The organism is Nocardia niwae NBRC 108934 = DSM 45340 (assembly GCF_001613465.1).
GTDB classification, from domain to species: Bacteria; Actinomycetota; Actinomycetes; order Mycobacteriales; family Mycobacteriaceae; genus Nocardia; species Nocardia niwae.
Genome location: NZ_BDCK01000043.1, coordinates 39,888 through 54,540 on the forward strand (window position 1 = coordinate 39,888; position 14,653 = coordinate 54,540).

The 14,653-nt window shown below is 72.9% G+C and carries 2 protein-coding genes and 1 pseudogene (1 of these 3 running past the window's edge); all 3 read right to left on the reverse strand.

Annotation, left to right across the window (positions count from 1 at the left end; translation table 11 throughout):
- Positions 1 to 5,975 carry the 5' end (the start) of a non-ribosomal peptide synthetase gene (locus NNI01S_RS27640; protein ID WP_063023453.1) on the reverse strand. The gene continues 19,354 nt to the left of window position 1, outside the view, so the window shows 5,975 of its 25,329 coding nt (coding positions 1-5,975); it begins with the start codon at positions 5,973 to 5,975; its stop codon lies beyond the left edge, outside the window.
- Positions 5,975 to 8,647 carry a condensation domain-containing protein gene (locus tag NNI01S_RS36185; RefSeq protein ID WP_369689697.1) on the reverse strand — a complete coding sequence of 891 codons (2,673 nt, stop codon included), beginning with the start codon at positions 8,645 to 8,647 and terminating at the stop codon, positions 5,975 to 5,977. The genes NNI01S_RS27640 and NNI01S_RS36185 overlap by 1 nt, the downstream gene beginning before the upstream one ends.
- A 16-nt stretch (positions 8,648 to 8,663) precedes the next feature.
- Positions 8,664 to 14,585, reverse strand: a pseudogene (locus NNI01S_RS36190) (amino acid adenylation domain-containing protein); the annotation flags it as partial.
- Positions 14,586 to 14,653 lie beyond the last annotated feature (68 nt).

Genomic DNA, 14,653 nt, shown 5'->3' on the forward strand with positions numbered 1-14,653 from the left:
GACGCTACGGCCGGCCTCGGCCGGTCGGCCGGGAACGGCAGCTGCGCGGGCGCGCCGTCCAGCACGGCGCGCCAGAAACGCAGCTGCTGACAAGCCAGGTCACCCGGGACGTCCTCCGCGCCGAGCAGGTCCCGGTGCCACAGGCTGTAGTCGGCGTACCGCACCGGAAGCGGCGCCCAATCCGGCCGTCGACCGGTCAGGCGGGCGAGGTAGGCGCGCACCAGATCGGTGACCAGCGGCGCCATCGAAAGCGCGTCGGCGGCGATGTGGTGCACGACGAACACCAGCACGTATTCGTCGCCGGTGACGCCGCGCGCCTCGTCCACCCGGTCCACCGACAGCAGCGCGACCCGGCACGGCAGTTCGGCGGTCACGTCGAACCCCGCGCGGACGATTCCGGCCACGGCGTCCTGCAGCGCGCAGCGGTCGATCGGCACCGGATGCAGGCTCAGCCCGATGTCGGCGGCGTCGAGCACGGATTGGCAGGGGCCGCTGTCGGTTTCGGGGTAGGTGGTGCGCAAGGTCTCGTGCCGGGCCAGTACGTCGAGCACAGCGCGCTCCAGCGCGGTCACGTCGAGTCGGCCGGTCAACCGCAGCACGAGCGGCAGGTTGTAGACGCTGTCGGCGCCGTCCTGGGTCTCGACGCGGTTGAGGAACCACAGCCGCTGCTGCGCGGGCGAGAGCGGCACCCGCTCGGGCCGCTCGCGGCGGACCAGCGGAAGCCGCGCGGCCCCGCCCGCGCCGAGCCGCTCGACGGCGGCGGCGAAGCCTTCCACCGTGGGCGCGTCGAACAGCGCGCGCAGCGGGACGCGCACCCCCGCGGCCTCGCCCGTGCGGGCGGTGACCTGGGTGGCGTCGAGGGAACTGCCGCCGAGGGCGAAGAAATCGTCGTCGAGCCCGACCCGCCGCGCCCGCAGCACCTCCGCGAAGACCCCGGCCACCAGCCGCTGCGCGGCGTCCACGGGCGGGCGGTAGCGCTCGGCCGTGAGTTCGGGGACCGGCAGGGCGGTGCGGTCGAGCTTGCCGTTGGCGTTGCGGGGGAATTCGGACGCCACGACCACCGCCGCGGGCACCATGTAGCCGGGAAGACGCTGGGCGACAGCTGCTTTCACCACGGCAGGATCGACGGTCGCGCCGGGCGCGGCGATCACGTAGCCCGCCAGGAACTCACCGGCCGGTCCGGTGACCAGCCGCGCCGCGGCCTGTCCCACCTCGGGCGCCGCCAGCAGCGCCGCCTCGATCTCGGCGAGCTCGATGCGCTGACCGCGGAACTTCACCTGGAAGTCGGTGCGGCCCAGATAGACCAGTTCGCCGTCGCGGCTCCAGCGCACCAGGTCGCCGGTGCGGTACATGCGGGTGCCGGGCGCGCCGAACGGGTTGGCGACGAAACGGTCGGCGGTCAGGTCGACGCGGCCGTGATAGCCGCGCGCCAGCTGCGCACCGGCCAGGTACAGCTCGCCCGGCACCCCGATCGGCGCGGGACGCAACCGGCCGTCCAGCGCGTAGACCTGCGAATTCCACTCCGGTTCGCCGATCGGCACGTACGGTGCGTCCACCTCGGTGACCTCGCGGTTGGTGATGGACACCGCCGCCTCGGTCGGGCCGTAGAGGTTGTGCAGGTCCGCGTCGCACACCTGACGGAACGCGGCGGCCGTTTCCGGCGCCAGCGCCTCGCCGATGACGAAAACGGCGCGCAGTGAATCCAGTTCGCCCGGCCGCGCGTGCGCGGCGAACGCCGCCAGCATGGATGGCACGAAGTCGGTGAGCGTGACGCCCTCCCGGGCGATGGTTTCGGCGAGGTAGCGCGGATCGCGGTGCCCGTCCGGCGCGGCCAGCACCAGGGTGGCGCCCGCCCGCAGCGGCAGGAAGTAGCCCCACAGCGAGACGTCGAAGGTGCTCGCGGTCTTCTGCAAGTACACGTCACCGGTGTGCGGACGGTACTCCGCGTGCATCCAGGCCAGCTGGTTGGCGATGGCCTGGTGGCTCACCGCCACGCCCTTCGGCTTTCCGGTGGACCCGGAGGTGAAGATCACGTAGGCCGGATGCTGCGGATGCAGCGCGCCGTGGCGTTCGCGGTCGCCGATCTTGCCGGAGGGGTACCCGGAGAGATCCAGTTCGTCCAGGTGATGGACCGGCGCGGCCGCGCCGGCGGCATCGAATCGGGCCGCCCGGCTGGTCAGGATCGCGTGCGGCCGCGCGGTGTCGAGGATGTGGCCGATGCGTTCGGCCGGATGCGCCGGATCCACCGGCACGTACGCGCCGCCCGCCCGCGCCACCGCGTACATCGCCACGACCAGCTCGACCGAGCGCGGCAGGGCCAGCACCACCAGCGCTTCCGGGCCGACGCCGATTCCGATGAGCATCCTGGCCAGCCGGTCGGCCCGGTCGGACAGTTCGGCGTAGCTCAACCGTTCGGTGTCGGTGACCAGCGCGACGGCCTCCGGGGTGCGGCGCACCTGCGCGTCGAATCCCTCGTGCAGGAAGCGGTCCGGCACTCGGTGCCCGCTGGCGTTCCAGCTCGCGACAACGTAGTCCAGTTCCCCCGCGTCGAGCAGCGGGAGGTCGCCGACCGGCGCGTCCGGGTCGTCCACCGCCGCACGCAGCAGCCGGACGAACTTCGCCGCGAACTCCCGCACGGTCGGGGCGTCGAACAGATCGGTGGCATAGGTGAATTCGGCGCGATAGCCCTCGCCTGCGTCGGACACCGTGAGCTGGAGATCGAATTTCGCGAAACCGGGATCGAAGTCGACCGGCTCGGTGTGCAGACCGGGCATGGCCAGCGCGATCGGCCCGATGTTCTGCATGAACAGCGCGACCTGGAACAGCGGATGCCGAGCGGCCGACCGCGCCGGGTTCAGCGCCTCCACCAGTTGCTCGAACGGGATGTCGGCGTGCGCGAACGCGCGCAGGTCGCGGTCGGCGGCCCGCGCGATCAGATCGGCGAAACCGCGGGCGGCGTCCACTTCGGTGCGCAGCACGAGCGTGTTGACGAACATGCCGACCAGATCGTCCAGCTCGGCCGCGCCCCGGCCCGCGACCGGCGTGCCGATCGCGATGTCGGCGGTCCCCGACAGCCGGGCCAGCAGGGCCGCCAGGGCGGCGTGCAGCACCATGAACGGTGTGGCGCGCACGCGCGCCGCGATCGCCTCGACGTCGGCGCGCAGAGCGGCGTCCAGGGCGAACTCGTAAGTTGCGCCCCGATATGAGGCCGCGGCCGGACGGGGCCGGTCGGTCGGCAGGTCCAACTGCGCGGGTGATCCGGCCAATTCGGTGCGCCAGAACGCGAGTTGGCGCGCGGCCGGGGAGTCGGCGTCGGTCTCCGCGCCCAGCACCCGCTGCTGCCAGAGCGCGTAGTCCGCGTACTGCACCGGCAGCGGGGCCCATTCCGGCGCCCGGCCCTCGCGCCGCGCGGCGTAGGCGGTGGCCAGGTCGCGCATCAGCGGACCGAGCGAGAAACCGTCGGCCGCGATGTGGTGGACGACGAGCACCAATGTGTGGTCCTCGGGCCCGCAGCGCAGCAGGCGCACCCGTACCGGGATCTCCTCGGCCACGTCGAAGCCCTGCCCCGCCGCCCGGCGGACCGCCGCGACCAGCCGGTCTTCCGGCACTTCGGCGGGCGTCAGGTCGAACACCGCGTGCACCCGCCGCACCGATTGCGCGGGCCCGTCGGGCGTCTGCGGATACACGGTGCGCAGCACTTCGTGTCTGGCCACCAGATCGGTGATCGCCGCCGACAGCGCGGAGACCTCCAGCGGCCCGCGCAGGCGCAGCGCCACCGGAATGTTGTCCACGGCGGCGGCGCCGAGGTCGCGGGCCTGCTCGGTGTCGGCGTCGAACCGGTTCAGGAACCACATGCGCCGCTGCGCGGGCGAGAGCGGAACGTGTTCCGGGCGCGGCCCGGCCACCAGCGGCGGGCGCGCCGCGTCCGGATGCGACAGCGCGGCCACCGCGGCCACGGTCGGGCGGTCGAAGAAGTCGCGGACGTCCACGGTCGCGCCCAGGGCGGCGGCGATCCGGGCGAGGGCGCGGGTGGCGAGCAGCGAATTGCCGCCGAGCGCGAAGAAATCGTCGTCGGCGCCCACCCGCGCCACATCGAGCAGCTCGGCGAAAACAGCGGCGACCGCGATTTCCGTCTCACTCTGCGGCGCGCGGTACACCGCTGCGCCGGAGCCGAATTCGGGTTCCGGCAGCGCCCGGCGGTCCAGCTTGCCGTTGGCGTTCAGTGGCATCGCGTCCAGCGGGACGAGCAGCGCGGGCACCATGTACTCGGGCAGCTCGCGCCGGACGCGGTCGAGCACCTCTTCGTCGTCGATCGAGTCGCCGACGACGTAGCCCACCAAGTGGTCGCCGCCTGCCCGCCGGTGCAGCACCACCGCCGCCTGGGTCACCCGCGGATGGCGCAGCAGCGCCGCCTCGACCTCGCCGAGCTCGATCCGCAGGCCGCGCAGCTTCACCTGGAAGTCGGTGCGGCCCAGATATTCCAGCTCGTCCGGACCGCCCTCCACGCCGGGCGTCCATCGCACCAGGTCGCCGGTGCGATACATACGCTCCCCCGCCGGGCCCTCCGGATCGGCCACGAACCGCTCGGCGGTCAGGCCGGGACGGGCGACATAGCCGCGGGCCAGCTGCACTCCCGCCAGGTACAGCTCGCCGACGACACCGCGCGCCACCGGGCGCAGACTGTCGTCGAGCACCAGCAGCTCGGTGTCGTCGGCGGCCACGCCGATCGGGACTGCGGCGACGTCCGCACCGGTCACCTCGTGCGCGGTCACGTCGACCGCGGCCTCGGTGGGCCCGTACAGGTTGTGCAGCGTCGCACCGCAGATGTTCCGGAAGGCCGCGGCGGTGGCGGCCGGGAGCGCCTCGCCCGAGGCGAAGACCAGCCGCAGCGAGTCCACCGCCGCCGCCTGCGACTCGGCGACGAAGACCGCGAGCATGGACGGCACGAAATGCGCCACGGTGACGCCGCGCTCGCCGATCAGGCGCGCCAGGTACGCCGGATCCCGATGACCGTCCGGCTCCGCGACGACCAACCGGGCCCCGACCTGCAACGGCCAGAAGAACTCCCACACCGACACGTCGAAGGTGAACGGCGTCTTCTGCACCACCGCGTCGTCGGCGCGCAGCCGGTACATCCGCTGGCGCCAGCGCAGATTCGCCACGATCGCGCGATGCGGCACGGCGACGCCCTTCGGCCGGCCGGTGGATCCGGAGGTGAAGATCACGTAGGCGATGTGATCGGCCGAGCGGGTGACCGCGGGCGCGTCCGGCGTCGGCGGCTCCGCGAACTCGTCGATCCGCAGCGTGGCGACCTCGCGCCCGAAGCCGGGCTCGTCGCGCGCGGTGGTCAGCACGACCACCGGCGCGGCGACCGCGAGCACGTAGGCGCTGCGGTCGGCCGGGTGATCCGGGTCGATCGGCAGGTACGCGCCGCCCGCCTTCAGGATCGCGTACATGCCGACCACCAGGTCGATCGAGCGCCGGACGGCCAGGCCCACCAGTGTGTCCGGCCGGACGCCGAGTCCGATCAGGTGGTGGGCGAGCGCGTTGACCCGAGCGTCGAATTCGGCGTAGGTCAGGGTGACGCCCGCGTAGTCGAGCGCGATCGCGTCCGGAGTCCGCCGTACCTGCTCCTCGAACACGCTCACCAGCGTCTCCACCGGCGCGGCGGCGACCGGGGCGGTCGGCGCCGCCGCGAGCGCGTCGCCGAGCAGCGCGTCCAGCACCGCGCCGAGCGCACCGTCACCGGACTCCAGCAGCGCGGGCAGCCGACCGGACACCACCACCGGGACCAGCGCTTCCACAGTCATGACCGTGGACAGAGCGCCGATTTCCGCGGCCAGTTCCGCGTAGGTGACGGTCACCTCCCCGTGCCGCAGCGCCACCCGCTGCGGCTCCTGTCCGGCGACGGCCGCGATGAGGCCGGGCAGGTCGTCGATGCCGTAGGCGCGGCGCACGTCGTCTGCGTGGGTCATCAGCGGTTTCCTTCCGAATCGAGGGCCGACGCCGGGTCGGCGAGCACCGCCTCCGCGGCGGCGGGCAGGGTTTGCAGCAAGGCCGCCAGGCCGCTGCCGCCGAGAGCGGCGAGCAGGCCGGGCACCAGCCCGGCGAGCGAGACATGGATCAGGGCTTCGGGTTTGGCCGTCGCGCCCATCGCCCTGGCGACGGCCGCGAGCTTCGCGTCGAGTTCAGCGAAGCGAACCTGCCGGTCACCGTGCGCGAACGCGGGCGCGTCGGGGGCGGCCTGCGCCGCCCGAGCGATCAGCGCGGGCAGGTCCGCCACCGACGGTGCGGGCCGGGGCCGCCGTTCGTCCGCGGAGCGGATGTCTATCGCACGCACGTCCACCGCCGGATCCGCGGCGACCGTGTCCAGCACCCGCAGCAACCGGTCACCGAACGCCTGGGCCGTCGGCTCGTCGAAGATGTCCGTCGCATAGCCGAAGCGCAGCTCGAGACCGGTGCGCGCGCCGTCGGCGGCGAACCGCTCCAGCACGGTGACCTGCACGTCGAATTTCGCCTCCGCGAGCGGCAGATCGACCGCCTCCACGGCGAGACCGGGCAGCTCCACCGCTGCCTCCGGCATGTTCTGGAAGGTGAGCAGCACTTGACACAGCGGCGCGTACGAGCCGGAACGGGTGACGCCCAGCGCCTCGACCACCTGGTCGAACGGCACGTCCGCGTGCGAGAGCGCGGCCAGGTCACGCCGGGTGGCCTGGCGCAGCAGCTCGGCGAAGCTCGACCGCGGGTCGACCTCGGTGCGCAACGCCACGGTGTTGACGAACATGCCGACCAGCTCGTCCAGCTCGCGGACTCCGCGGCCGGCGACCGGGACGCCGATCGTGACGTCCCCCGCGCCCGACAGTTTCGCCAGCAGCACCGCGAGCGCGCTGTGCACCAGGGTGAACAGCGTGCCGCCGTGGTCGCGGGCCAGCCGTTCCAGCCGGACGGTGCGCTCGGCGTCGATTTCGCGGATGACGGTTGCCCCCTGCAAGCTCCGGCGAGCCGGGCGTGGGCGATCGGTGGGCAGGGCGAGAACTTCCGGCGCTCCCGCCAATTCGGTTCGCCAGAAGGCGAGCTGGCGTGTCAGCAGGCTGTCCGGATCGGCGGCGTCGCCGAGCAGCTCGTGCTGCCAGACGCTGTAGTCGCGGTACCGGATCGCCTGCGGGGCCCAGTCCGGGACGTGTCCGGCGGACCTCGCCGCGTAGGCGCGCACCAGGTCGGCGGTCAGCGGCGCGATCGAATACCCGTCCGCCGCGATGTGGTGCAGCACGACCACCAAGAGGTGGTCGTCGGGGGCCGTGGCGAACAGGGCGGCGCGCACGGGCGGCACGGCGGCCAGGTCGAAACGAGCGGCCACGAATTCCGCTATCCGCGCGTCCGATTCCGCTCGCGGCACCGCGATCGGCGTCAGGTCCACCCCCGCCGCGGGCACGACCTCTTGGACCGGTCCCGCCTCGGTATCGGGGTACCTGCTGCGCAGCGTCTCGTGCCGGTCGAGCACATCGCCGACGGCCGCCTCCAGCGCCGCCACGTCCAGCTCGCCGCGCAACCGCAGCGCCGCGGGAATGTGGTAGGCCGACGAGTCCGGCGCGAGCCGGTCGACCACCCACATGCGCTGCTGCGCGGGCGCCAGCGGCACCGGCCCGGTGCCGGCGCGACGGACCAGCGCGGGCCGGGCCGCGCCGCGCTCGGTGACCGCCAGACGCTCGGCGAGCGCGGCCGGCGTCGGAGCGTCGAACACCGCGGCCACCGGGACGTGGCCGCCCAGTGCCGCGCCGAGCCGGGCCGCGAGGCGGGTGGCCATCAGGGAATTGCCGCCCCTGACGAAGAAGTCGTCGTCCACGCTCACCGCGTCCACGCCGATCACCTCGGCGAACGCGTCCGCGACCAGGCGCTCCAGCGCCCCGGCCGGTGCACGGAAGGCCGCCTGCGCGAACACCGGCTCGGGCAGCGCGGAGCGATCGATCTTGCCGTTGGCCGTCAGCGGCAACGCCGCCAGCACGACGACGGCGGCGGGCGTCATGTAGCCGGGCAGCTGTTCGGCCACCGCCGCGCGCAGCGACACGGCCAGGTCGGCGTACGTGCCCGAATCCGGTTCCGGTAGCGCGGCATACGCGACGAGCCGCGTTCCGGCGCGCTCGTCGGCGCGCGCCACCGCGACCGCCGCCGTCACTCCAGGCTGCCGCAGCAGGGCTGCCTCCACCTCACCGAGCTCGATGCGGAAGCCACCGATCTGCACCTGGAAGTCGGCGCGCTCCAGGTATTCCAGGGTGCCGTCGGGACGCCAGCGCACGATGTCGCCGGTGCGGTACATCCGCTCGCCCGCCGCCGCGCCGAGTTCCACCGCGAACGGATCGGCGACGAAACGGTCCGCGGTGATCGCCGGACGACCCTGGTAGCCACGCGCCAGTTGCGCACCCGCGAGATACAGCTCGCCCGGCACCCCGATCGGCGCGGGCCGCAGGCGCGCGTCCAGCACGTAGACCCGGCTGTTCCAGGCGGGCGAACCGATCGGGACGGTGTGCTCCGGCTCTGTGCGCACCGGGAACGCGGTGATCGACACCGCGGCCTCGGTGGGGCCGTAGAGGTTGTCCAGCGCGATGGCGGCGCAGGAAGTCCACGGCGGTGGCGGACGGCAGCGCCTCACCGATGGCGAGCACCTGGCGCAGCGTCTCCGGCAGCGCGGCGCCGGGTGCGGCGGCCAGCAGCATGCCGATCAGGGCGGGCACCGCGTGCAGCACGGTCACGCCGTGGCGGCGCAGCAGCGCGCGCATCAGGTCGGGATCGCGTTCGGCGCCGGGCGCGGTGACGATCAGACGTCCTCCGGTGACCAGCGGAGACCAGAATTCCCACACCGACAGATCGAAAGTCGCGGGCGTCTTCAGCAGCACGCGATCCTGCGCGCCGAGGCCGAATCGCTCGGCCAGCCAGGCCAGCTGGTTCACGATCGCGGCGTGCGGGATCGTGACGCCCTTCGGCAGGCCCGTGGAGCCGGAGGTGAAGACGACGTACGCCGGATGCTGCGGACGCAGCGACCGCACCCGCTCCGCGTCCGTGACCGGCGTCGCGGCGCATTCGGCGAGATCGAGCCGATCGACTTCCATCGCCGCGCAGCGCGTTCCGGCGGGCACGCCGTCGCGGGAGGTGGTGAGGACGACCACGGGCGCGGCGACGGACATGATGTGGGCGATCCGTTCGGCCGGATGGCCTGGATCGATGGGCACATACGCCCCTCCCGCGCTCACCACCGCGTACATCGCGACGACCAGATCCGGCGAGCGGCGCATCGCCAGCACGACCGTCGACTCCGGGCCGACCCCGGCCGCGATGAGCGTGCGGGCAAGGCGGTTCACCCGGTCGCCGAACTCGGCGTAGCTCAGCTCGGCTCCGGTGGTCGCGTCCACCAGCGCGACCGCCCTCGGGTTGCGCGCGATCTGCGCATCGATCAGGCCCGCCAGCGTGACCGGCGCGACCGGCTGCCGGGTGCGGTTCCATTCGGCGAGCACCAGCGACCGATCGGTGCCGAGCAGATCGATGTCGCCGACCGGCAGGTCCGGCCTGACCGCGACCGTTTCCAGCACCCGGCGCAACTGGGCGGCGAACCGGAAAGCGGTGGGCCGCTCGAATAGATCGGTGGCATAGCGCAACGCCAGTTCGACGCCGTCGGGCGCGCCGCCGGAGTCGTAGGCGTCCACCGCGAACAGATGCAGGTCGAATTGCGCCACGCCGTGGTCGAAGTCGAGTTCGCGCACCTCCAGCTCGGGCAGCCGCAACTGTCCGCGCTCGTGGTTCTGGAACGAGTAGCCGACCTGGAACAGCGGATGACGTGCGGTCGAGCGCACCGGGTTGAGCACTTCAACCAGCCGTTCGAACGGCACGGTCGCGTGTTCGAGCGCAGCGAGGTCGGCGGCTCTGGCCCGCGCCAGGAGCCCGGCGAACGACTCGCCGCCGTCGACGCCGACGCGCAGCACGAGGGTATTGACGAACATCCCGACCACGTCGTCGAGTTCGGCCGCGCCGCGCCCGGCGACCGGCGTGCCGATCGCGATGTCATCGGTGCCGGACCAGCGCGCGAGCAGCACCGCGAACGCGGTGTGCAACACCATGAACAGTGTCGCGCCGTGCCGCCGGCCGAGGGCGGCGAGATCCGCGTGCAGCCGTGCGCCGATCGTCAGCGGCACCTGGTCGCCGCGCAGACTCTGCTTGGCGGGACGCGGGCGGTCGGTCGGCAGCGCCAGCTGGTCGGGAAGCCCGGCGAGGGTATCGGTCCAGAACTCGATCTCGCGGGCCGCCACCGATCCGGCGTCGTCCTCGGCGCCGAGTAGGTCGCGTTGCCACAAGGCGTAATCGGCGTACTGCACGGCGAGCGGCGCCCAGTCCGGCGCTGCGCCGGCGCGGCGCGCGGTATAGGCGACCATCAGGTCCCGCACGAACGGCGCGATGGACGAGCCGTCCGCGGCGATGTGGTGCAGCACCGCGGCGAGCACGAATTCGCCGTGCCCGTCTTCCGGGCGCGCGCTCGCTCGGGTCACGCGGAACAGTCGTATCCGCACCGGGATCTCGGCGGTGACGTCGAAGGTCGTTTCCGCCAATTCCCGGATCCGCCCCGGTATCTCGTCTTCCGCGACGTCGATCGGCCGCAGCGCCGGTGCGGCTTCGGCGACGGAGGCGACGAGCTGCACCGGTTCGCCGTCGACCTGCGGGTAACGGGTGCGCAGCGCCTCGTGCCGCGCTGTCACGTCGGCGAGCGCGGCCTGCAACGCGGACACGTCCAATCGGCCGGACAGCCGCAGGGCCACCGGGATGTTGTAAGCGGTGGACGCCTGATCGAACCGATTCAGGAACCACATCCGCTGCTGCGCGGGCGAAAGCGGTATGCGCGCTGGACGCGGCGCCGCCACCAACGGTGGCCGGGTGCCGCCCATGGCCACCGTGCTCGCCACGGCCGCGAGGTCGGCGACCCGGGGAGCTTCGAACAGCGCCCGCACCCCGACCGTCCGGCCCAGCGCCGCGCCGATCCGGGTGACCGCCTTCGCCGCCAGCAGGGAGCTGCCCCCGAGCGCGAAGAAGTCGTCGTCGGCCCCCACCGCGCGCTCCGCCGCGAGCACCTCGGCGAACACCTCGGCCACGACGCGTTCGCTCGGCGTGGACGGCGCCCGGTAGGCGGTCGACTCGAACCGCGGCGCGGGCAGCGCCGCACGGTCGAGTTTCCCGTTGACCGTCAACGGGATGCGCGGCACCGGCACGATCGCGGCGGGCACCATGTGCTCGGGCAGGCGGTACGCCAGCGCTTGCCGCAGCGCGACGGTATCGGTCGACTCGTGGGCGGCCACCGCGTAGGCGACGATGCGCGGTTCGTCCACCAGGTCGGTGCGCACCACCACGGCCACCTCCCGGACCGCGTCGCACGCTTCCAGCAGCGCGGCCTCGATCTCGCCCAGCTCGATGCGGAAGCCGCGCAGATTCACCTGCTGGTCGGCGCGCCCGAGGTACTCCAGGTCGCCGTCGGGTGTCCAGCGGGCCAGATCGCCGGAGCGGTAGGCGAGCGAGCCGTCGCGGGCGTACGGGTCCGCGACGAAGCGTCCGGCGGTCAGGGCGGGCCGATGCAGATAGCCGCGGGCCAATTGGCCTCCGGACACGTAGATCTCGCCGGGTACGCCCACCGGGACGGGCCGCAACCGGTCGTCGAGCAGGCGCACGCTCAACCCGGGCAGCGCCGCGCCGATCACGCTCGCGGAGCCGGTGCGCCCATCGATCTCGCGATAGGACACGTGCACCGTGGTCTCGGTGATGCCGTACATGTTCACCAGGCGTGGTGCGTGCGGGTAGCGGGCGAACCAGCCCGCCAGGCGCTGCGGCTCCAGCGCCTCACCGCCGAAGACGACGGTGCGCAGCGCGAACGGCGCGGGCTCCGGTTCGGCGAGATCGGCGGCGACCAGCTGGTAGAACGCCGACGGGGTCTGGTTGAGCACGGTGACCCGCTCGGCGATCAGCAGTTCCCGGAACTGCTGCGGCGAACGCGAGGTGTAGTAGTCGACCACCACCACCGTCGCGCCGGACAGCAGCGGAACCCACAGTTCCCACACGGAGAAGTCGAAGGCGTAGGAGTGGAACAAAGTCCATACGTCCGCCGGGCCGAAGCCGAAGCGCCGCCGCGTGTTGTCCAGCAGCCGCAGCACGTTGCGATGGGGCACCACGACGCCTTTGGGCCTGCCGGTGGAGCCGGAGGTATAGATGACGTATGCGGCGTGGGCGGAGCACAGGGGGGCGCGCCGGTCGGCGTCGGTGACCGGCGCGCCGCTGAACTCGGCGAGATTCGGCGCGTCGACGTCGATCACCGGTCCGCCGAACCAGCCGCGCGGCAACTCGGTGGCCGCCCCCGCGATCGCGCAGAGCGGGCGGGCGTCGTCGAGGACGTACTCGATCCGGTCGTCCGGGTAGGCCGGATCGATCGGCAGGTACCCGCCGCCCGCTTTGAGCACGGCGAGCAGGGCCACCACCAGTTCCGCCGAGCGGGGCAGCGCGACGGCCACCAGCGTCTCCGGTCCGACGCCCGCGGCGACCAGGCGCCGCGCCAACCGGTTGGACCAGTCGTCGAGTTCGGCGTAGGCCAGCGATCGCGCGCCGTCGCGGACCGCGACGGCGTCCGGGTCCAGCGCGGCGGCCCCCGCGAAACGGTCGGCCAGGCTGCCGTCGACGTCGGCGACGTCGTCCCCGCCGACCGGCCATTCGTACAGCGCGCGATGCTGCTCCTCGGCGCTGAGCAGCTGGATGTCGCCCACGACCACGGTCGGATCGGCGGCGACCGCGGCGAGCACCTGAGTGAACCGCCTGCCCAGCACGGCGATCGACGGTGCGTCGAAAAGATCGGTGGCGTAGCGGATCTCGACCCGCATGCCGTCGGCGCGGCCGTCCCGGTCGTGCGCCTCCAGCACGGTGAACTGGAGGTCGAATTCGGCCACGGGCGCGTCGAACTCCTGCGCGCTCACCCGCAGGCCCGGCAGCGCGAACTCGGGCAGGGCGAAGTTCTGAAAGGTCAACGCCACTTGGAACAGCGGATGACGGTTGCGCGAGCGAGTGGGCGCGAGCACCTCGACGAGTCGTTCGAACGGCACGTCGGCGTGCGAGAGCGCGTCGAGGTCCTGGTCGCGCACCGCGTCCAGCACCGTCTCGAACCGCGCTCTGGAGTCGACGGCGGTGCGCAGCACCAGCGTGTTGACGAACATGCCGACAAGCCGGTCCAGCGCCGCGTCGCCGCGCCCGGCGACGGGGGTGCCGATCGCGATGTCCGAGCCGCCGGACAGGCGGGCCAGCAGCACCGCCAGCGCGGCGTGCACGGTGCTGAACAGCGTGGTTTCCCGTTTGCGCGCCAGCTCGCCCAGCTCGCTGTGCAGATCGGAGTCGATGCGCAGGCGGTGGGTCGCGCCACGATGGGACGAGACCGGGGGGCGCGGGCGGTCGGCGGGCAGTTCGAGCTGCTCCGGCAGGCCGTCCAGGATGTGCCGCCAGTAGTCGAGTTGCCGCTCGGCGTCGGCGGATTCGGCCTGCCAGAGCGCGTAGTCGGCGTACTGCACCGGCAAGGCGTCCCACGCGGGCGCGGCGGCGTCGCGACGCGCCAGATAGGCGGCCATCAGGTCCTCGGCCAGCGGTCCGAGGGAGAACCCGTCCGCCGCGATGTGGTGCAGGACCAGGGCGAGCACGTACTCCGCCTGCGGCGCGTCATCGATCGCCAACACCATCGCGCGCAACGGCGTCTGGGTGGTCAGGTCGAAAGGGATGGCCGCCAGCTCCCCGAGCTGATCCCCCAGGGCGGATTCGGTCACCCCCACGACCGGTAGGTCGGGTTCGGCCGAAGGCAGGATCAGCTGTCGCGGGCCTTCCGGGCCGTCCGGGTAGACGGTGCGCAGGGTCTCGTGCCTGGCCACCACGTCGGCCAAGGCCGTGGTCATCGCCGCGAGGTCGACGTGACCGGACAGCCGCAGCGCGACCGGGATGTTGTCGATCGCGTCGGCCGGACCGGTGTGCTCGCCGGCGTGGAAACGGTTGACGAACCAGATGCGCTGCTGGGCCGGGGACAGCGGAATCCGATCCGGCCGCGGCCGGGGGCGCAGTGGCGCGCGGCCGCCGTCGCCGCGATACCGCTCGGCGCGGGTGGCCAGCGCGACCACGGTCGGGGCGTCGAACAGCATGCGCAGCGGCAGCTGGGTGTCGAGCGCCGCGCCGAGCCGGGCCACCACCCGGGCGGCGGTGAGCGAATTGCCGCCCAGGGCGAAGAAGTCGTCGTCCAGGCCAACTCGGTCGACGCCGAGCAGCGCACCGAACGTGGCGGCGACGAGTTCCTGTACCGGTGTGGCCGGCGCACGGAACCGCGCGGACTCGACCACGGGCGCCGGTAGCGCCCGGCGGTCCAGCTTGCCGGAGGCGTTGACCGGAAACTCGCTCAGCACGACGTAGGCCGAGGGGATCATGTAGCCCGGTAGTCGCCGGGTGAGCGCCGCTTCGACCGCGCTCAGCTCGAGCTGCGCGCCGGAGACCTCGACGAGGTAGGCGACGAGGCGTTCACCGGCTCCTGCGTCATCACGCACGACGACGACCGCTTGGGCGACTTCGTCCAAGCCGGTCAACGCCTGCTCGATCTCACCCAACTCGATCC